The sequence below is a fragment of the Sinomonas terrae genome (assembly GCF_022539255.1).
Classification (GTDB): Bacteria; Actinomycetota; Actinomycetes; order Actinomycetales; family Micrococcaceae; genus Sinomonas; species Sinomonas terrae.
Genome location: NZ_JAKZBV010000001.1, coordinates 3,411,851 through 3,430,245, shown reverse-complemented (window position 1 = coordinate 3,430,245; position 18,395 = coordinate 3,411,851). Strand labels below are relative to the sequence as shown.

Below are 18,395 nucleotides of genomic sequence, written 5' to 3'. Positions count from 1 at the left end.
TGCCTTGGCGTCCGCGGCCAGCGGGTCCGCGGAAAGCGAGGTTGCGCTGTGTTCGAATACTTCACTGAAGCCCATGAACTCTTCGTCTACCGTCTGGGCATCGCCCGCGGCACGAGCCGCCGGGCCATCGTGACGCTCGGCACCCTTGAGCAACATGCCCAGCGAAGGGCCGTCAACGCCCTCATGCGGGACCTCCAAGAGGAAGCCCGACTGCACGCCGCCGTTCTCGAGGACATCTTCGCCGACCTCGAGCGGAACGTGGCCGTGCCAGCCGGGCACACGGCCGACGGCCTTAATCATGAGGCGAACGCGATCCTGCGGAAGACGGACAAGTCGCTCCTCGACTTGGCGGTCCTGCCGCTCTCGCTCGAAGTCCTCTACGGGTCCGTCGCTGTCTACGAGCCGCTCGCGGTCTATGCCCGTGACTGGCTCGATGCCAGCATCGCCGAACGCCTCGAGAAGATCCTGGTCGAGCTGCTTTCGGCGAGGAATCGGATTCTCGGGCTGTTGGGAGAGGTCTTCGAGAGCAGCGAGACGGTCCAGGCGAGTCCTGACTGAGGCGGGAGTCCGCTGGATTGACTGCTGGATTGAACCGGACGCGCCGGGGCAGCGTTGAGAAGGTGGGGGCGTTGGAGAGGATGAAGGAACCATGAGCGAATCCGCGACCGATGGCGAGGCCTACGCCAACGCGGGCGGCGCGCAGCCAGGAGAGCCTCAGCACGCAAGGAGCGATCGGGCAGACCTGCGGCAGGAGCCCGGTGCCCCGCACTCGAGACTCGGTCACTTCATGAGGACGATGGGGCACCTGCGGAGTGTCTACGGCCCTGCCGCGCACCGCGATCTGAGCGAAGAGGCGCCTCACACCCGCAATCCAGAGGACGTCAAGGAGTCCCGCGAGCTCGAGGGGATCGATGTCGTGACGGACTCCGAGGGGCACCGCTACGGGGTCCGGCGGCCGCCTGAGGAGGACCAGACCAACGCCTAGACCGGCTTGCCGGTGGGTTGGGCGCCGCCTCGGGTTGAAGCCGCGCCCAGAACTGTCGGGGCGCGGCCTTAAAATGGATGCATCATGGAGATGCTCTTCGATCCGTATGCTGACCTGCCCAAACCCGGCACGCCTGGGGGCGTGCAGGATCCGGACGAGCTTGAGCCTCCGGTCCCCGATGCCGTGGACGCCCGTGCCGAACGGCTGCTCGAGGGGCTGAACCCGCAGCAGCATGAGGCGGTGGTGCATGCGGGAAGCCCGCTGCTCATCGTCGCGGGAGCAGGGTCCGGCAAGACGAGGGTGCTCTCGCACCGCATTGCCTATCTCATCGCGACCCACCGGGCGCACCACGGCGAGATCCTCGCGATCACGTTCACCAACAAGGCCGCGGCCGAGATGCGCGATCGCATCGAATCGCTCGTCGGCGACCGGGCGAAGCGGATGTGGATCTCGACGTTCCACTCGTCCTGCGTGCGGATCCTGCGGAGGGAAGCTTCCGCCGTCGGACTCAACTCGAACTTCTCCATCTACGACGCTGCGGATTCGCTGCGGCTCATCACCCTCGTTCACAAGGGCCTTGAGCTCGATCCCAAGAAGGTTGCCCCGAAGGCGGTGCAGAACAAGATCTCCGCCCTCAAGAACGAGCTCATCGACGCCGAGGACTTCGCGGCTCGCGCGAACATGAACGATCCGTTCGAGGCCGGCGTGGCCGAGGTCTATCGGGGCTACGCGCAGCGGTTGCGCCAGTCGAATGCAATGGACTTCGACGACCTCATCGCCGAGACGGTGTACATGTACCGGGCGTTCCCGGCCGTCGCCGAGGGCTATCGGCGGCGGTTCCGCCACGTGCTCGTCGACGAGTACCAGGACACGAACCACGCGCAGTACGCACTGGTACGTGAGCTGGTCGGCACCAAGGAAGACGAGCAGAGCCCGGAGCCGGCTGAGCTCACCGTGGTCGGCGATTCGGACCAGTCGATCTACGCGTTCCGCGGCGCGGACATCCGCAACATCGTGGAGTTCGAGAAGGACTACCCGAACGCGCGCACCATCAAGCTCGAACAGAACTACCGCTCGACCCAGACGATCCTCTCGGCCGCCAACGCCGTGATCTCCCGCAACCCCAACCGTCCGGAGAAGACGCTGTGGACGGCCGAAGGGAATGGCGAGAAGATCATCGGCTACGCCGCCGAGAACGAGCATGAAGAAGCCCGCTTCATCGCGGGCGAGATCGACCGGCTTGTCGACACGGGGGACTACCGGCCCGGCGACGTCGCCGTCTTCTACCGAACGAACGCGCAGTCCCGCAGCCTCGAAGAGATCCTGATGCGCGTGGGCCTGCCGTACAAGGTCGTGGGCGGCACGCGCTTCTACGAGCGCAAGGAGATCAAGGACGCGCTCGCCTACCTGCGGGTCCTGGTCAACCCGGACGACGACGTCAACCTGCGCCGCGTGCTCAACGAGCCGAAGCGGGGGATCGGAGACCGCGCGGAGGGCGCACTCGCAGCGCTCGCAGAACGGGACCGCATTTCGTTCATGGCCGCGATGCGCCGCGCCGACGAGGCTCCCGCCATGGCGACGCGTTCCGTCAACGCGGTCAAAGGCTTCGTGAAGCTCCTCGACGACCTCGCCGTCGTGGCCGCGGGCTCCGGCGCGGCCGCTTCGCTCGAGGCGGTGCTCGAGCAGACGGGCTACCTCGCCGGGCTGCGTAACTCGACTGACCCCCAGGACGAGTCCCGCGTCGAGAACCTCGCGGAGCTCGTCGCCGTCGTCCGCGAATACGAGCGGGACAACCCGGAGGGGACGCTTTCCGACTTCCTGGAGCAGGTCTCGCTCGTCGCGGACGCGGACCAGATCCCGGACGCACCCGGCGCCTCCCAAGAGGAGGTCGAGGCTGCGGTCGCCGAGGCGAAACGCCAGGGTGTCGTGACGCTCATGACGCTCCACACGGCAAAGGGCCTCGAGTTCCCCGTCGTGTTCCTCACCGGCATGGAGCACGGTGTGTTCCCACACCGGCGTTCGGCCACCGATCCCGAGGAACTCGCGGAGGAGCGGCGCCTCGCCTACGTTGGGCTGACGCGTGCGCGTGAGCGGCTCTACCTCACACGTTCCGAAGTGCGCAGCCTCTGGGGTCAGAGCGAGTACTACCCTGCGAGCCAGTTCATCGGGGAGGTGCCGGCCGAGCTCATCGATTGGAAGCGCGAGGGTTCGGCGCGGCCGCCGGCGGTCGGGACGGCGGGCGACCGCTTCTCGTCTCGTTACTCGGGCTCCTACTGGGGCTCCGGAGCGAGCCGGAACGCGCAGTTCGACGCGATTTCGTCCCCTCCCGCTTCGGTCAGGGCGAATCGGGTTCAGCCGCAGAAGGAGATCATCTCCGTGGCGATCGGCGACAAGGTCAACCACACGGCATTCGGCGATGGCACGGTGATCGGCGTCGAGGGCTCTGGCGACAAGACGGTCGCCAAGGTCACGTTTTCAGTGGGAGAGAAGCGGCTCCTGCTCCGCTACGCGCCGCTCACGAAAGTGAGCTGACCAGAACCTCGAAAACCGCATAGCGTCCCGCCCAGGAGCAGGCGGATTCTACACGATGTAGAGCTGTGCGGTTAGTCACGAAAAACGCCCCCGGGGGACTGTGCCCGTGGGGAGGGGCTAGAGTTTCCCCTTGGAGCACTGGGCCCGCCGACGGGGAGCTCCCAACGGCGAACCATGGGTGTTCCGAGTCAGAACTACTTCGACGTAGAGGACACTGAACCGTGGACCTGTTTGAATATCAGGCGCGCGATCTGTTCGAGGCGCACGGCGTTCCCGTGCTGGCCGGAATCGTTGCGCACACCCCTGAGGAAGCGAAGGCTGCTGCCGAGAAGATTGGCGGCGTGACCGTCGTCAAGGCCCAGGTGAAGGTCGGAGGCCGCGGCAAGGCCGGCGGTGTCAAGGTCGCGAAGACGCCGGATGAGGCGTTCGAGCATGCCCAGAAGATCCTCGGCATGGACATCAAGGGCCACACGGTCAAGAAGGTCATGATTGCGCAGGGCGCGGACATCGCCGAGGAGTACTACTTCTCGGTGCTGCTGGACCGAGCGAACCGCAACTACCTCGCCATGTGCTCGGTCGAGGGAGGCATGGAGATCGAGCAGCTCGCTGTCGAGCGCCCCGAGGCGCTCGCGAAGGTCCCGGTCGATCCGGGTACGGGCATCGATGCCGCGAAGGCTGCTGAGATCGCCGAGGCCGCCGGGTTCGCCCCCGAGCTGCGCGAGAAGGTCGCGGACGTCGTCGTCAAGCTGTGGGACGTCTTCAAGGGGGAGGACGCCACGCTCGTCGAGGTCAACCCGCTCGTCAAGACCGGTTCCGGCGATCTCATCGCCCTGGACGGCAAGGTCTCGCTCGATGAGAATGCCTCGTTCCGCCACAAGGAGCACGAGGAGCTCGCGGACAAGGAGTCCGAGGACCCGCTCGAGGCCAAGGCGAAGGCCCTGGACCTGAACTACGTCAAGCTCGACGGCGAGGTCGGCATCATCGGCAACGGTGCGGGCCTGGTCATGTCCACGCTCGACGTCGTGGCGTACGCCGGCGAGAAGCACGGCAACGTCAAGCCGGCGAACTTCCTCGACATCGGAGGCGGCGCCTCGGCCGAGGTCATGGCGAACGGCCTCTCGATCATCCTCGGCGACGAGCAGGTCAAGAGCGTGTTCGTGAACGTCTTCGGTGGCATCACCGCGTGCGACGCGGTCGCGAACGGCATTGTCGGAGCGCTCTCCAAGCTCGGCGACTCGGCGAACAAGCCGCTCGTCGTGCGCCTTGACGGAAACAACGTCGACGAGGGCCGCCGGATCCTGCACGAGGCCAACCACCCGCTGGTCACCCTCGCCGAGAACATGGACCAGGGCGCCGACAAGGCTGCCGAGCTGGCTGCTAAGTAAGGGACATACGAAATGTCGATCTTCCTGAACAAGAACAACAAGGTCATCGTCCAGGGCATCACGGGCAGCGAGGGCTCGAAGCACACCGCCCGTATGCTCGCGGCGGGGACGAACGTCGTCGGCGGCGTCAACGCACGCAAGGCCGGCACCACCGTCAAGCACGAGGACCAGCACGGCTCCCCGATCGAGCTGCCGGTCTTCGGCTCGGTCAAGGAGGCCATGGCCGAGACCGGCGCGGACACCTCCATCGTCTTCGTGCCGCCGGCCTTCACGAAGGACGCCGTGGTCGAGGCGATCGAGGCCGAGATCGGCCTGGTCGTCGTGATCACCGAGGGCGTGCCGGTGCAGGACTCGGCCGAGTTCTGGGCCCTTGCGCAGTCCAAGAAGGATGCCGAAGGCAACCAGATTACCCGCATCATCGGCCCGAACTGCCCCGGCGTCATCACCCCGGGCGAGGCCCTCGTGGGCATCACCCCGGCGAACATCACGGGCAAGGGCGGCGTGGGCCTCGTCTCTAAGTCCGGCACGCTGACCTACCAGATGATGTACGAACTCCGTGACCTCGGCTTCTCCACGGCCATCGGCATCGGCGGCGACCCTGTCATCGGCACGACGCACATCGACGCCCTTGCGGCGTTCGAGGCCGACCCCGAGACCAAGGCGATCGTCATGATCGGCGAGATCGGCGGCGACGCCGAGGAGCGCGCGGCCGAGTTCATCAAGAACAACGTCACGAAGCCTGTCGTGGGCTACGTGGCTGGCTTCACGGCCCCCGAGGGCAAGACCATGGGCCACGCCGGCGCCATCGTCTCCGGCTCCTCCGGCACGGCCCAGGCGAAGAAGGAGGCCCTCGAGGCCGCAGGCGTGAAGGTCGGCAAGACGCCGTCCGAGACCGCCCACCTCCTCCGCACCGTGTACCCGAAGCACGAGGAGCCCTCAGGCCTCTGAGGCTCGCTTGCGCCGTCACGTCCGCAGGGTCACACCCTGCAGACGTGACGGCGCAACACTTTTTGGTCCCCGTAGGAGAGAAGATGCGCGCCACGATCATCCACGGCACCCGCGACATCCGCGTCGAGGATCGCCCGGCCCCCGAGCTCCAGACGCCGGACGACGCGATCGTCAGGGTCACCGCAGCGTGCGTGTGCGGCTCAGACCTCTGGCCGTACCGCGGCGTGCGCAGCATCGAGCAGCCGCGCGCGATCGGCCACGAGTTCGTCGGAGTGGTCGAGGCCGTGGGCGAAGGCGTGACGACGGTCAAGGTGGGCGACCTCGTGGTCGCCCCATGGGCGGTCTCCTGCGGCAAATGCCCACAGTGCCGCAACGGCGTGCAAGTTGCCTGCGACCACCGGGCCGCGTGGGGTGGAGCCGACGAGAATGGCTTCCACGTTGATGGTGGCCAGGGCGAGCTCGTGCGGGTGCCGATGGCCGATGGCACACTCGTGCCAGTACCGGGCGTCAGCGAGCCCGACGAGCCGCTCCTGAAGAGCCTCCTCACCCTCTCCGATGTCATGGGAACAGGCCACCACGCGGCCGTAGCGGCTCGCGTGGGGCCGGGCCGAAGCGTCGTCGTGGTGGGCGACGGCGCGGTGGGACTCTGCGGGGTGCTCGCCGCAAAGCGGCTGGGCGCGGAGCGCATCATTGCGATGTCCCGGCACGAGGACCGGGCCGAGATCGCCCGCAAGTTCGGTGCGACGGACGTCGTCGCCGAACGCGGCGAGGCCGCAGCGGACAAGGTGCGCGAGCTCCTGGGAGGCGTTCTGGCGGATTCGGTGCTCGAGTGCGTGGGCACCGCAGAGTCCATGGACCAAGCGCTTCGCTGCACTCGCCCCGGCGGAGCCCTCGGCTTCGTCGGCGTCCCTGCTGGCGGGGCCGAACTCCCGATCGGCGTCCTGTTCTCCAAGAACATCAGCGTGGGCGGGGGAGCGGCTTCGACTCGCGCCTACCTGCCGGAACTGCTCGACGACGTGCTTGCGGGCACGATCGAGCCGGGCCTCGTCTTCGACTCCGTCCTGCCGCTCGAGGAGGCCGCCGAGGCCTACGCGGCCATGGACGAGCGGCGGGCCATCAAGGTCATGCTGCTCCCCGAGCGGGCGGCACGCTGAACGACGGGGATTCGCACCCCCGACCAGGCACACCGTCTGGGAATCGCCACGGCCGGCACCCTCCTCGCGATAGACCTGCGCTACGGGCTGCCCGGACGGATCAGAGCCACGTACCTCGCCGACGTCCCGGTGGAACTGGCGTGGCTCGCGCTGTGGTTCAGGAGCCGGCAGGCTACCAGATAAGGCCGATCCAGAGGCCCAGGGCTGCAGTAGCGAGCGAGAGCACCAGCGTCACGAGGGCGTTCGCCGCCGCCATCCCGACCCGGCCGGCCTGGATGAGCCTGACCGTCTCGACGCTCGCCGTGCTGAACGTCGTGTAGCCGCCCAGGAAACCAGTTCCCGCGATGGCCTGCAGCGCTGCGGGAGCCCCGTGCAGCGTCGCCCCTGCGAGGAGTCCGAGCAGGAATGAGCCGGAGACGTTGATGAAGATCGTCCCGGCCGGGAGCGCCGAGCGCACGCGGGCGCGGACGACGCCGTCGACCACGAAGCGGGCGACCGCACCGAGGCCACCTGCGAGCCCGAGCAGAAGCACCAGCAGCGCGGTCATCGCGTGCGCCTTCCCGAGGCCCGGGCACTTCCGGAAGCCCGGGCACTACGGGAGGTCCGGGCGCCGAGCCAGACGCCGAGGAAGCTTGCGATGACCCCGCCGAGGAGCGAAGCGACGACGTAGCCGATTCCGGCGTCGATCCGCCCCGCCTCGAAGAGCTTGTCAGCGTCGACGGCGAACGTGCTGTACGTCGTGAAGGCGCCGAGGAAGCCGGTTCCGATGAGGAGGCGAAGTGTCCGGCGCCGTCCATGGTCGGGACCGCTGCGGGTCAGGGTCTCGAGGAGCATGCCGAGCACGAACGCCCCGGCGAGGTTGATGAGGAGTGTGGGCAGAGGCCACGCCGAAGGGGTGGGGAGGGCCAGCTCCAGACCATAGCGGGCGATGGCTCCGGGCACGCCGCCGACGGCCACGAGGAGGAGGTACCGAGGATCGAGGTGCAGCGGCCGTTGCGGACGCCGGACGCCGAGGGTCCCGGCGTCGGGATCCACATCGGTAGATTGGCCTCTCGTCTCCGCGGGTCGCTCTTGCTCCATCAGCCCACCCCGCCGCCACGGCGGTGCCCGTGCGCTTGGGCATGCGGGTGCTGTGTGAGGGGGACGATGACGACTGGCCGGTTCTGCCCGTGTGCGAGATGGGTCGCGACGGACCCGCCGATCAGTTCCTCGAAGCGGGTCCCGATGCCACGCTCGCGGGTCCCGACCACGATCAAGGACGCCCCGGCTTCCTCGGCGAAGGCGCCGAGCACCTTCGCCGGCTCGCCGGAAACGGCGGTGAAGTGCCACTCGAGCCCTGTGCCCTCGAGCTGGTCCCGCAGGCCGTGGAACAGCTCCGCGCGGACGCGGGCGGCGTCGTCGTCGACTGCGTCGGGGTCGATGGGAAGGACGCTGATCCGCCCGTCGGCCTCGCGCTCTTGCACTGTGGAAGGATCGGCGTGCACGCAGACGAGCCGGACTCCGAGGCTGCGTGCGAGATCTGCTGCGCGATGGATCACGGCGAGGCTCTGGCCGGGCGTAACTCCTGCCACGACAGGGCCTGTGAAGCGTTGGGGACCGTAGGCGCCGCCAACAGGACGCCCTTTGCCGAGTCGGGGCTGGCTCTCGTCCACCGGTTCTCCTTCCGGGCTCGTTCGGGGAATGACGGTAGCCCAGCCGACAGACTACTAGGCGGCGTGCCGCCTCAGCTTCGGCGCCCTCCGCATGAGGGCTTTGACGATCTGCGGCTCGACCCAGAAGATCACCAGCATCGCAGGGAACCAGCCCCAGCTGATCCAGTCCGTTGCTATTTCATCGGGCTTCCTGAGCCCGGCCGCCTCGGCTGCCAGTTGGATCGGATAGCCCACAGCTATGCCGAGCGAGAGCGCCGCCGTGCCAGCGAAGGCGGCGCGCACGACGACGGACTGCACGGTCAGCCTGCCGGTCCTCGGCCGGTGGTAGGCCAGCAGGACCAGCAGGAAGGCAATGCCCAGGATTACCGAGAGGAAGGTCCAGTCACCCGGCTGGGCCATGAACGCAGCACCAGCGGCGACGACCGCCGTCGTCAGCGCTCCCGCGTCCCTGTCGGCGCCGCCATCCTCGAGGGCTGGGCGCCCCGACCCAGGTGCCGTCGTCATCGGCGGTACTCCGGATTGGGGTGGTCGGGATCCTCAAGGTTCCAGTTGAAGGTCACGTTCCCCTGCGCGGGGATTCCGCCCGCGTCCTTGATCCTCCTCGCGGTGTGGAGCAGGTTCCACGCGGCGAACACGGTGTTGCGCGTGGTCCAGTGGTTGTGGGCGCCGCGGTTGTCGTCGAGGTAGGAGGGGCCGGGACCGGCCTCGCCCACCCAATACGCGTCGGCCTGCGGCGGGATCGTGAAGCCGATGTGGCTCAGCGCGTAGAGCAGCTGGGCGGAGCAGTGCTTCCCGCCGTCCTCGTTGCCCGTGACGAGCACGCCGCCGACTTTCCCGTAGTACGACCACTGCCCCTTCCGGTTCATTTCCGCCGACCACCCGTAGAGCCGCTCGACGAGCTTGCGGGTCACCGACGACTGGTCACCCAGCCAGATCGGTGTGGCCATGACGAGGACGTCGGCGGGCTCGATCAGGCGGTGGTAGAGGTCGGGGAAGTCGTCTCTCGCCCACCCGTGCTCCCGCATGTCTGGGTAGACGCCCGGCGGGATGTCGTGGTCGACGGCGCGAACGACGTCGACGTGGACCCCGAGCCCTTCGAGCACGTGCCGGCTCACGGCGATGAGGCCGTCCGTGTGGCTGGGCTGCGGGCTGGGCTTGAGGGTGCCGTTGAGATAGACGGCGCGGAGGTCCGAGAAGTCGGTGCTGTTCGCCGCGATCTCGGCGTCGATGAACGTCTGGACTGACTCGGGAAGCATGGTGCTCCTTTCGTCCGATCCCTCCCGCCACGATGCTAGGCGCGCGCCGCCGCCTGAGGCGAGGCCCGGCGTCGTCCGTCCGCGTCCCGCCGGTCTGCGTCCCGCCGGTCTGCGCTCGCGCTCCCCGCTAGGCTGGGCAGGCGATGACACGGACAACGCTATGAACCGGAAGACGATGACCCCGCGGCAGCCCTTCGGCGAGCTGCATGTCCTCGACGAACGCCACGGCGTCGAGATGCGCACGGGAGGCGAGGGCGAACGGGCGTTCGCGCTCGTCCACGGCATTGGGGCGTCGTCGGTCTACTTCGGCCCCCTCGCGCACGAACTCGCCAAACACGCTCGCGTGTACCTGCTCGAGCTTCCCGGCCACGGGCGGAACCTCGAGCCGCGCCGCGCGCTGGCCATGGCCGAGTTCGCCGAGATCGCGTGGGCGGCGTTCGACCGGTTCGGCGTCCGGCACCCCGTGATCGTGGGGCACTCGATGGGCTGTCAGGTCGCCGTCGAGATGGGCATCCAGCGCTCTGGGCCTGAGCCGATCGCCCTTCTCGCCCCGACGGTGAACACCGCCGACCGCTCCGTCGTCATGCAGGGGCTGCGTCTCGCTCAGGACACGCTGCGCGAGCCTGGCGAGGTGAACGCGATCATCACGAACGACTATTTCCGCTGCGGACTCAGATGGTGGCTCAAGACGTTGCGCGAGATGATGGCGCACCACATCGAGGAGCGAATCGGGCACATGGAGCGCAAGGTGCTCCTTGTGGGCGGCGAGAAGGATCCGATCGCTCCGCCCGAATGGCTCCGCACGCTCGCTTCCTTGTCGCGGGCTCCCGAGCTCGCCGTCCTCGCCGATCAGCCGCACGTCATGATGTACACGAAGCCGGAAGAGGTCGCGCGGCTTCTCCTCGAGCGCAGCTGACCCCGCGCCGTGAGAGGCTGGAGGGCGACCCCTCCCGAAAGGATCCCGCTGTGACCCGCCGGATCGGCCGTGCCTCGGCCCTGGCCCTGCTCGCCGTCGGCCTCATGTCCCTCAACGCCCGCGCGCCCCTTGTCGGCCTCGCCCCCGTGCTCGGAGGAATCCAGCACGACACCGGGCTCAGCGCCGCCGTCGCCGGCCTCCTGACGGCCATCCCGGTGCTGTGCTTCGGGCTCGTGACTCCGGCCGCGGCATGGTTCATCGGACGGATCGGGATCAACCACGCGAACCTGTACTTCTTCGGCGGCCTCGCCGCAGGCGTCGCCCTCCGGTCTTTCGGGGGAGCGGTGGGCGCAATCCTCGGGACGGTCGTGCTCGGCGTCGCCATGACCATCGTCAACGTCGTCACCCCACTGCTCGTGGGGCGCGACTTCCCTCAGCGGGCGGCGCTCATGACGGGACTGACGACGGCGGCCGTCAACGTCGGCACGACCCTCGCCTCCGCGCTGACCGCCCCGCTCGCGGGCGCGATCGGGTGGCAGTGGTCGCTCGTCTCGTGGCTTGTCCTCACCGCGCTCGCGGCCGTGACGTGGTTCTCCGTGTTCCCGCCGTCGAAGGACGGCCCGCGCTGGTCCGACGCGGAGTTCCCGGGGCCGCTCGCTCGGGCGGTGACGCGCCGCCGCGCCGAGCTTCGTGCAGCGCAGGGCCAACCCGGCACCTCGACCGGCCCCCTGCCCATCAGCCCCGCCCGCAAGGCGAGCCGGCCGAAGATCAGCTCGGCGAACCGCCGGATGATGCGGCTCTTCACAGTTGCGTTCGCGCTGCACAACCTCGGCTACTACGCGATCACGCTGTGGCTGCCGACCTTCCTCGTCCAGACGCGCGGCATGACGGCCTCCGAGGCGGGCCTCGCCGCGAGCATGTTCCAGCTCTTCGCCGTCGTCGGCCCGTTGCTCATCCCCGCCCTGTCCCGCTGGGTCGGCTGGGGACCCCAGCGGCTCTTCGTCCTGGTCGCGGCCTGCTGGATCGCGTTGCCCGCCGGGATCCTCCTCGCCCCGGGCGCGTGGCCCCTGTGGGCCCTCGTCGGAGGCGTGGCCCAGGGCGGCACTTTCACCGTGGTCTTCACGGTCGTGATCCAGCGCGCGAAGTCCCTCGACGAGAACCGGAGGATGACCGCGTTCATCCAGTCGGTCGGATACGGCTTCGCGTCTCTCGGACCGATCCTCATGGGCTACCTGCGCGATGCCGCGGGTGGCTGGACGGCGCCGTTCCTGCTTGTGCTCGTCGCCGTCGTCGTCATGGCCGTGAGCGGGCTCGCCGCGATCAGGACCCACGACGACGCGCGGCGCCCCGCAGAAGTCCTCAGGTAGCGCTCGGGCCGGGGCCCGGACGTGGGCTCGGGCCGGGACGTGGGCTCGGGCTGGGGACCGGGCTTAGGTGAGGCCCAGCTCGGCGAACGCGTGCACGAGTCCCTCGCGCTCTGGGCCGGGGACAACGTGGGCCGCCGCCTCGAGGACCGCGGGGACAGCGCCGTCGATCGCGACCCCGACCCCCGCGTAGGCGATCATCTCGACGTCGTTGGGGCCGTCGCCGATCGCGATGACGTCCTCCCGCGAGACCCCGAGGTACTTGACCACCGCCTGGATGCCGACGGCCTTGTGCACGTCCCTCAGGTAGAGCTCGCCTGCCGTGTCTCCCATGCCCGGGATCGAACTCGGGAGGGCGCCGACCTCCTCGCCGATCGCTTCAGCCAGTGCCGTGAGGGGCTCGGGGGAATCGAAGTAGATGATCTTGCCGAAGGAGGTCTGAGCGAGTTCCTCGGCCATCTCGAGGGCATTGAGGATGTCGACGGGCCCGTCGTGGTCCGTGGCGTCCCCGGATCGGAGGTGGCCTGTGAGCAGCTCGGTGAGCCGCACGTCCACGCCGGGGACACCGTAGACGGCCTCGGGGGCCTCGAGCAGATACGCGGCGCGATGCCGGTTCAGGACGGCGACGGCGCGCTGGGCCAGCTCGGGCGGGAAACGGCGGTCCAAGAGGACGCGGCCGTCGATCTCGACGTAGCCCCCGGCTGCTCCGACGATCCCGTCGAAGCCTGCAGCGAGAAGGTGGGCCGAGAGCAGGCACTTCGGCCGGCCGGTGCACAGCAGGACTCGGTGGCCGGCGGCCCGGACGGCCCGGACGGCGTCCACGTGGCCAGGAGGGACAATCCCGCGGTCAGCATAGGTGCCGTCGACGTCGAGGAAGACGGCGCGCGCCCGGGTCACGGTCGGTCCTTCCGGACTTCGGGAGGCGCCGCCGTCGAACCCCGGACGACGAGGCGCGGGGAGCTCTTGAGATCGACGGCGGGCGCGAGCGGGTTCGCGAGCCGCTCGAGGGCCGTTCGGCCGGCCGAGCGTCCGAGCTCGAGCGCGTGGAGGTCCACGGACGTGAGGTCGATTCCGTGCAGTCGCGAGATGCGCGAATTGTCGTAGCCGATGAGGGAGAGATCGTCCGGCACGGCGAGGCCCAGGCCGTAGGCGGCTTCCCTCGCGCCGACGGCGAGCTCGTCGTTGTGGGCGAAGATCGCCGTCGGCCGCTCGCCGCCGGCGAGCAGCGGGACGACGGCCCTCTCTGCGGCCTCTTGCGTGTAGTCCTGCGCGGTGACGACGCGCGGTGGGAGCCCGACGTCGGACATTGTGCGCTCGTAGGATCGCCGACGCCCCTGATGCCCCTCGTGCGGGGGCCCCGTGAGGTGCGCGATCCGCGTGTGACCGAGTTCAATCAGATGGCGCACGGCGGCCTCGGCTCCCGCAGGATCGTCCGAGTAGACGCTGTCCACGCCGTGCACCCGACGCGCTACGTTGACGACCGGCACCGTCTGGGCCAGTTCCTGAACGTCTGCATCCGCGTCGAGGAGGGTCGCCGCGACCACGATGCCGACCCGCGCCTCGATGAGGGAGTCGACGGCGGCGCGTCCGAGCGAGTTGGCGGTGGGGGAGACGCTCAGGATCAGCCGGTTCGGCGCGTCCTCGAACGCCTCGCGCACGCCGTGGAAGACGTCGGCGTAGACCTCGTTGCGCAGGTCGAGGAGATAGAGGCCGACGGCGGAGGGCCGCTTGCGCGCGAGGTCCGCGGCTACCGCGTTCTGCCGGTAGCCGAGGCGCTGGGCAGCGTCGAAAATGGCCTCACGGGTTTCGTTGCTCACGCCGGGAGCGCCTCGGAAGGCGAAGGACACGAGCGTCCGGGACACTCCCACTTCCCGCGCGACATCCTCCTGGGTCACAGCGCGGCGCGGCGTTCCTGGGCGGGGAGGGCCTGGGAGCGCGGGAGGTGTCACGCCCCTCATCCTTGCACGCTCGACACTTCAAAAGATTTTGTACATTTGACCTTACATTTCTATCTTTCGCGCGTTAGTCTTAGGTGAGACGCGGGCCACATGCCCGCTTCGGAACGACAAAGGAGTCTCTCATGGCTACAGCCCACGCCGGAGCGTCGAGCGCCGCCTCGCTCCCGCCTCTGACTGACGGTCCTCACCGCAAGCGCCTCGGCCTCGTCGCCCTCGTCGCCACCTTCGGTGGCCTCCTCTTCGGTTACGACACCGGAGTCATCAACGGTGCGCTCAGCCCGATGTCCTCTGAGCTCGGCCTCACCCCGTTCACGGAGGGCGTCGTCACCGCCTCCCTCGTCTTCGCGGCCGCAATCGGCGCGATCTTCGGCGGACGCCTCTCTGACGCCTGGGGCCGTCGCAAGACCATCATCCTGCTCGCCGTCCTGTTCTTCGCCGGAACCGTGGCGGTCGTGTTCACCCCGAACTTCGAGGTGCTCGTCGTCGGCCGTATTCTCCTCGGCCTCGCCGTGGGCGGCGCCTCGACCGTGGTGCCGGTCTTCCTCGCGGAGCTCGCGCCCTTCGAGATCCGTGGTTCGCTCGCGGGCCGCAACGAGCTTGCGATCGTGATCGGCCAGCTCGCAGCGTTCGTGGTCAACGCCATCATCGGGAACGTGTTCGGCAATGTCGGCGGTGTCTGGCGCATCATGTTCGCGATCTGTGCCCTGCCGGCCCTCGCGCTGTTCTTCGGAATGCTCCGGATGCCCGAATCCCCGCGCTGGCTCGTCGAGAAGGGGCGCCGTCAGGAGGCGCTCGCGGTGCTCCAGACCGTGCGCACCGGCGACCGTGCCGTTGCCGAACTCTCCGACGTCGAGACCGTCGCGAGGGAAGAGCGGGAGAGCCACCAGATCGGCTGGCGCGCGATCTTCTCGAACAAGAATCTCTTCCGGATCCTGCTGGTCGCGATCGGCCTGGGTGTGGCCCAGCAGCTGACCGGCATCAACTCGATCATGTACTACGGGCAGACCGTGCTCACCGAGTCCGGCTTCAGCAAGGACGGAGCGCTCATCGCCAACGTGGCACCCGGTGTGATCGCTGTGATCGGCGGCATCATTGCGCTGAGGATGATGGACCGCCTCGACCGTCGCAAGACCTTCATCACCGGCCTGTCGCTGACGACTGCCTGCCATATCCTCATCGGCGTCGCATCCATGGCGCTTCCCGTGGGCAATCCTGCCCGTCCCTTCGTGATCCTGTTCCTCGTGGTCGCGTTCGTCGGCTCGATGCAGACGTTCCTCAACGTCGCGGTCTGGGTCTACCTCTCGGAGATCTTCCCGCTGCACATGCGTGGCTTCGGCATCGGTGTGGCTGTCTTCGCCCTGTGGGTTGTGAACGGGTTCCTCTCGCTCTACTTCCCCTCGATGGTGGCAGCCATGGGCATCACCGGAACGTTCTTCCTCTTCGCCGCCGTCGGCGCCCTCGCGCTGATCTTCGTGATCACCCAGGTGCCGGAGAGCCGTGGGCGCACGCTCGAGGCCCTCGAGGAGGACGTCACGACCGGAGCTATCTACGCGGTGCACAAGAAGTAGCGCCTGGGGGCTGTGACTGTCGCCCCGCGCGGACTCTCGGGTCGGCGCGGGGCGGCTGCCTTTCCTTGAAACTTTGTTAGGACAAATCTTGACCACTCTAGCTTTTGTCCGGTATTGTCGTATTGTAAGAACAAAGTCCTTCAAGGAGTTTCTCCCATGCCTCTCGTCCGCATCGACGTCAACGCCGGCCGCACTCCCGAACAGCTCTCCCGCCTGAGCCGCGCCATCCATGACGCCATCCTCGCCGAGTACCGGATTCCGGAGCGCGACTACTTCCACGTCATTACGGAGCATGCGCCCGGACAGATCGTGGCGCAGGATGCGGGGCTGGGCTTCGATCGGTCGGGAGGGGTCGTGATGATCCAGATCTTCACTCAGGGAGGTCGCAGCCAGGAGGCGAAAGAGGGGCTGTTCGCAGCCATCGCACGGAATCTGGCGGACGCCGGCATCCCGGGCGAGGATGTCTTCATCGGCTACGTCGAGAACGGCGCGGGGGACTGGTCCTTCGGCTTCGGGAGGGCGCAGTACATGACGGGCGAGCTGGGGATTCCGGCCCGCTGAGCGGTGCCTCGTGATGCATCAAACATGTCAGTACAAACCTTTGACAGCACATTAAATCTGTAGGAGAGTTGATCTGTGGCCGCCGCCACAGGCAGCGCAGCCGGCTCGGATTCGACGGGCTTTGAAGCAGGAAAGGGCACAGCGATCGTGACCTATGACGTTCTCACGATGGGGCGCATCAGCGTCGACATCTATCCCAACGACATCGGCGTCGGCCTCGCGGACGTGACGAGCTTCGGCAAGTACCTGGGCGGCTCGCCGTCCAATGTTGCTGTCGCCGCCTCGCAGCACGGGCGTCGCACCGCCGTCGTGACCCGCACGGGGGACGATCCGTTCGGCGTGTATCTGCACCGCGAGCTGGTCAAGTTCGGCGTCGACGACCGCTTCGTGACCCCGGTCGCGGGCCTGCAGACCCCGGCGACGTTCTGCGCGATCCTCCCGGAGACGCACGAGTTCCCGCTGTACTTCTACGGCCGCTTCCCGACGGCCCCGGACCTGCAGATCAGGGCCGAGGAGCTCGACGTCGAGGCGATCCGCGCCGCGCGGATCTTCTGGTCCACCGTCACCGGGCTCTGCCAGGAGCCGAGCCGGGGCGCGCACATCGCCGCGCACGAGGCCCGCCCCCGCGCCAGTCTGGGCCAGGGCCAGTTCACCGTCCTGGACCTGGACTACCGGCCGATGTTCTGGGATTCCGAGGACGCCGCCCGCGAGCAGGTCGCCAAGGTCCTGCCGCACGTGACGGTCGCGATCGGCAACGAGGAGGAGTGCGCGGTCGCCGTCGGCCACGGCACCCCGGACGAGCAGGCCGACCGCCTCCTCGCCGCGGGGGTGGAGATCGCCGTGGTGAAGCTGGGCCCCGAGGGCGTGATGGCCAAGACCCGCGACGAGCGCGTGGTCTCCGCCCCGGTCCCTGTCCAGACCCTCAACGGCCTCGGCGCCGGCGACTCGTTCGGCGGCGCGTTCTGCCACGGCCTCCTCGCAGGCTGGCCCCTGGCCCAGGTCCTGGACTACGCTAACGCGGCCGGGGCGATAGTCGCCTCCCGGCTCTCCTGCGCGGACGCGATGCCGACGCCGGCCGAGGTCACCTCGCTGCTGGCCGAGCGCGGCCGGCTCGTCCCCGAGGCGGTGGCCAAGTGACGACCGTTTCGACTCCTGCAGAACTCGCCAAGGGGACGTTCGACGACGATCCGCGCCGCTATGAGCACCTGACCAAGATCCGCCTGGAGGATCCGGACGCGATCGCCCGGGCTGCCCGGGCGCGGGAGCCGCACCCCGGCGTCGTGCTCGGGAGGCAGAACTTCATCGTCGCCGCCGACCATCCGGCCCGCGGGGCGCTGGCGGCCCAGGGCCGCCCGGAGGCGATGGCGGACCGGCGTGAGCTGCTCGACCGGCTCCGGCTCGCTCTGGCGAACCCCGCTGTGGACGGGGTTCTGGCGAGCCCGGACATCATGGACGACCTGCTCCTTCTCGGGGCGCTGGAGGGCAAGCTCCTGTTCGGCTCGATGAACCGCGGCGGCCTGGCCGGGTTCGTGAACGAGTTCGACGACCGCTTCACCGGCCACACCGCCGAGGCCCTCGAGGCGATCGGGGCGACCGGGGGGAAGATGCTCACGCGCATCTGCCTCGGCGACCCGGCGACGGCGGGCATCCTCGAGAACACCGCGAAGGCCATCGATTCCCTGGCCGAGCGGAAGCTCGTGGCAATGGTCGAGCCGTTCCTGTCCTCGTGGGTCGACGGCAAGGTCAAGAACGACCTCTCCCCGGAGGCGGTCATCCGCTCGGTCGCGATCGCCTCGGGCCTGGGCGCGACAAGCGCGTACACGTGGATGAAGCTGCCCGTGGTGGCGGAGATGGAGCGGGTCATGGCCTCCACCACGATGCCCACCGTCCTGCTCGGCGGCGACCCGACCGGGCGCCAGGACGAGGTGTTCGCCTCGTGGGGCGCCGCGCTCGCCCTCCCGGGTGTCCAAGGCCTGACCGTGGGCCGGACCCTGCTCTACCCGGCCGACGGCGACGTGGCCGGGGCCGTCGCGGCCGCGGCGTCGCTGCTGCACACCGAAGAAATCGTCCCCCCGACTGCGGGAGAGCCGGCATCGAAGGAGGCCTCGAAGTGAGC

Annotated in this window: 19 protein-coding genes; 12 read left to right on the top strand and 7 right to left on the bottom strand. The window is 68.6% G+C overall.

Annotated features, from left to right (window positions below; translation table 11 throughout):
- The first annotated feature begins 48 nt into the window (after positions 1 to 48).
- The 6 genes from L0M17_RS15790 to L0M17_RS15765 all read left to right on the top strand — a co-directional run bounded on the left by L0M17_RS15790 (position 49) and on the right by L0M17_RS15765 (position 7,004).
- Positions 49 to 558 carry a DUF892 family protein gene (locus L0M17_RS15790; protein ID WP_241055206.1) on the top strand — a complete coding sequence of 170 codons (510 nt, stop codon included), beginning with the start codon at positions 49 to 51 and terminating at the stop codon, positions 556 to 558.
- A gap of 91 nt (positions 559 to 649) precedes the next feature.
- Positions 650 to 985: a hypothetical protein gene (locus tag L0M17_RS15785; RefSeq protein ID WP_241055205.1), complete on the top strand. Its 336-nt coding sequence runs from the start codon at positions 650 to 652 to the stop codon at positions 983 to 985.
- Positions 986 to 1,075: 90 nt separating this feature from the next.
- Positions 1,076 to 3,517 carry a DNA helicase PcrA gene (pcrA, locus tag L0M17_RS15780; protein ID WP_372498071.1) on the top strand — a complete coding sequence of 814 codons (2,442 nt, stop codon included), beginning with the start codon at positions 1,076 to 1,078 and terminating at the stop codon, positions 3,515 to 3,517.
- 221 nt (positions 3,518 to 3,738) lie between these two features.
- Positions 3,739 to 4,902, top strand: a complete 1,164-nt coding sequence (sucC, locus tag L0M17_RS15775; protein ID WP_241055202.1) for an ADP-forming succinate--CoA ligase subunit beta — start codon at positions 3,739 to 3,741, stop codon at positions 4,900 to 4,902.
- A 12-nt stretch (positions 4,903 to 4,914) separates the two neighbouring features.
- Positions 4,915 to 5,850 (top strand): succinate--CoA ligase subunit alpha, encoded by a 936-nt coding sequence (gene sucD, locus L0M17_RS15770; RefSeq protein ID WP_241055201.1) that lies wholly within the window; start codon positions 4,915 to 4,917, stop codon positions 5,848 to 5,850.
- Positions 5,851 to 5,933: 83 nt separating this feature from the next.
- Entirely contained in the window at positions 5,934 to 7,004 is a 1,071-nt protein-coding gene (locus L0M17_RS15765) for a zinc-dependent alcohol dehydrogenase family protein (protein WP_241055198.1), read from the top strand.
- A gap of 172 nt (positions 7,005 to 7,176) precedes the next feature.
- Here the strand turns inward: L0M17_RS15765 and crcB (L0M17_RS15760) are convergent, their stop codons facing one another.
- From crcB (L0M17_RS15760) to L0M17_RS15740, 5 genes are read right to left on the bottom strand one after another with little or no spacing between them, the layout of a single operon-like run.
- The gene (crcB, locus tag L0M17_RS15760; protein ID WP_241055196.1) at positions 7,177 to 7,551 is read right to left on the bottom strand and encodes a fluoride efflux transporter CrcB; all 375 of its coding nucleotides are present in this window, start codon (positions 7,549 to 7,551) and stop codon (positions 7,177 to 7,179) included.
- Positions 7,548 to 8,039: a fluoride efflux transporter CrcB gene (crcB, locus tag L0M17_RS15755; protein ID WP_241055194.1), complete on the bottom strand. Its 492-nt coding sequence runs from the start codon at positions 8,037 to 8,039 to the stop codon at positions 7,548 to 7,550. Before crcB (L0M17_RS15755) ends, crcB (L0M17_RS15760) begins: the two co-directional genes overlap by 4 nt.
- A 44-nt stretch (positions 8,040 to 8,083) precedes the next feature.
- Complete coding sequence (locus L0M17_RS15750) at positions 8,084 to 8,656, bottom strand: universal stress protein (RefSeq protein WP_241055192.1); 573 nt, start codon at positions 8,654 to 8,656, stop codon at positions 8,084 to 8,086.
- A 54-nt stretch (positions 8,657 to 8,710) separates the two neighbouring features.
- The gene (locus L0M17_RS15745; RefSeq protein ID WP_241055190.1) at positions 8,711 to 9,160 is read right to left on the bottom strand and encodes a hypothetical protein; all 450 of its coding nucleotides are present in this window, start codon (positions 9,158 to 9,160) and stop codon (positions 8,711 to 8,713) included.
- Positions 9,157 to 9,912 carry a flavodoxin family protein gene (locus L0M17_RS15740; RefSeq protein WP_241055188.1) on the bottom strand — a complete coding sequence of 252 codons (756 nt, stop codon included), beginning with the start codon at positions 9,910 to 9,912 and terminating at the stop codon, positions 9,157 to 9,159. Before L0M17_RS15740 ends, L0M17_RS15745 begins: the two co-directional genes overlap by 4 nt.
- A gap of 160 nt (positions 9,913 to 10,072) precedes the next feature.
- Between L0M17_RS15740 and L0M17_RS15735 the strand changes: the two genes are divergently transcribed.
- Both L0M17_RS15735 and L0M17_RS15730 read left to right on the top strand, forming a co-directional pair.
- Entirely contained in the window at positions 10,073 to 10,828 is a 756-nt protein-coding gene (locus L0M17_RS15735; protein WP_241055186.1) for an alpha/beta fold hydrolase, read from the top strand.
- A 50-nt stretch (positions 10,829 to 10,878) separates the two neighbouring features.
- Complete coding sequence (locus L0M17_RS15730) at positions 10,879 to 12,195, top strand: MFS transporter (RefSeq protein ID WP_241055184.1); 1,317 nt, start codon at positions 10,879 to 10,881, stop codon at positions 12,193 to 12,195.
- Positions 12,196 to 12,258: 63 nt separating this feature from the next.
- Here the strand turns inward: L0M17_RS15730 and L0M17_RS15725 are convergent, their stop codons facing one another.
- Entirely contained in the window at positions 12,259 to 13,089 is an 831-nt protein-coding gene (locus L0M17_RS15725; RefSeq protein WP_241055182.1) for an HAD hydrolase family protein, read from the bottom strand.
- The gene (locus L0M17_RS15720; RefSeq protein ID WP_241055180.1) at positions 13,086 to 14,150 is read right to left on the bottom strand and encodes a LacI family DNA-binding transcriptional regulator; all 1,065 of its coding nucleotides are present in this window, start codon (positions 14,148 to 14,150) and stop codon (positions 13,086 to 13,088) included. Before L0M17_RS15720 ends, L0M17_RS15725 begins: the two co-directional genes overlap by 4 nt.
- Positions 14,151 to 14,272: 122 nt before the next feature.
- Here L0M17_RS15720 and L0M17_RS15715 point away from each other — a divergent pair, with 122 nt between their 5' ends.
- The 4 genes from L0M17_RS15715 to L0M17_RS15700 all read left to right on the top strand — a co-directional run bounded on the left by L0M17_RS15715 (position 14,273) and on the right by L0M17_RS15700 (position 18,393).
- The gene (locus L0M17_RS15715) at positions 14,273 to 15,718 is read left to right on the top strand and encodes a sugar porter family MFS transporter (RefSeq protein ID WP_241055178.1); all 1,446 of its coding nucleotides are present in this window, start codon (positions 14,273 to 14,275) and stop codon (positions 15,716 to 15,718) included.
- 156 nt (positions 15,719 to 15,874) lie between these two features.
- The gene (locus L0M17_RS15710) at positions 15,875 to 16,279 is read left to right on the top strand and encodes a tautomerase family protein (RefSeq protein ID WP_241055176.1); all 405 of its coding nucleotides are present in this window, start codon (positions 15,875 to 15,877) and stop codon (positions 16,277 to 16,279) included.
- Between the two features lie 147 nt (positions 16,280 to 16,426).
- Positions 16,427 to 17,416 (top strand): 5-dehydro-2-deoxygluconokinase, encoded by a 990-nt coding sequence (gene iolC / locus L0M17_RS15705; protein ID WP_241056477.1) that lies wholly within the window; start codon positions 16,427 to 16,429, stop codon positions 17,414 to 17,416.
- Complete coding sequence (locus tag L0M17_RS15700; protein ID WP_241055174.1) at positions 17,413 to 18,393, top strand: Cgl0159 family (beta/alpha)8-fold protein; 981 nt, start codon at positions 17,413 to 17,415, stop codon at positions 18,391 to 18,393. Before iolC ends, L0M17_RS15700 begins: the two co-directional genes overlap by 4 nt.
- Positions 18,394 to 18,395 lie beyond the last annotated feature (2 nt).

Bases quoted from the DNA above. Each gene is read 5' to 3' on its own strand.
- sucD (WP_241055201.1), top strand. From the start codon at position 4,915: ATGTCGATCTTCCTGAACAAGAACAACAAGGTCATCGTCCAGGGCATC.
- L0M17_RS15735 (WP_241055186.1), top strand. From the start codon at position 10,073: ATGAACCGGAAGACGATGACCCCGCGGCAGCCCTTCGGCGAGCTGCAT.
- L0M17_RS15765 (WP_241055198.1), top strand. From the start codon at position 5,934: ATGCGCGCCACGATCATCCACGGCACCCGCGACATCCGCGTCGAGGAT.
- L0M17_RS15715 (WP_241055178.1), top strand. From the start codon at position 14,273: ATGGCTACAGCCCACGCCGGAGCGTCGAGCGCCGCCTCGCTCCCGCCT.
- L0M17_RS15785 (WP_241055205.1), top strand. From the start codon at position 650: ATGAGCGAATCCGCGACCGATGGCGAGGCCTACGCCAACGCGGGCGGC.
- L0M17_RS15710 (WP_241055176.1), top strand. From the start codon at position 15,875: ATGCCTCTCGTCCGCATCGACGTCAACGCCGGCCGCACTCCCGAACAG.
- L0M17_RS15740 (WP_241055188.1), bottom strand. From the start codon at position 9,912: ATGCTTCCCGAGTCAGTCCAGACGTTCATCGACGCCGAGATCGCGGCG.
- pcrA (WP_372498071.1), top strand. From the start codon at position 1,076: ATGCTCTTCGATCCGTATGCTGACCTGCCCAAACCCGGCACGCCTGGG.
- L0M17_RS15745 (WP_241055190.1), bottom strand. From the start codon at position 9,160: ATGACGACGGCACCTGGGTCGGGGCGCCCAGCCCTCGAGGATGGCGGC.
- crcB (WP_241055196.1), bottom strand. From the start codon at position 7,551: ATGACCGCGCTGCTGGTGCTTCTGCTCGGGCTCGCAGGTGGCCTCGGT.
- L0M17_RS15720 (WP_241055180.1), bottom strand. From the start codon at position 14,150: ATGAGGGGCGTGACACCTCCCGCGCTCCCAGGCCCTCCCCGCCCAGGA.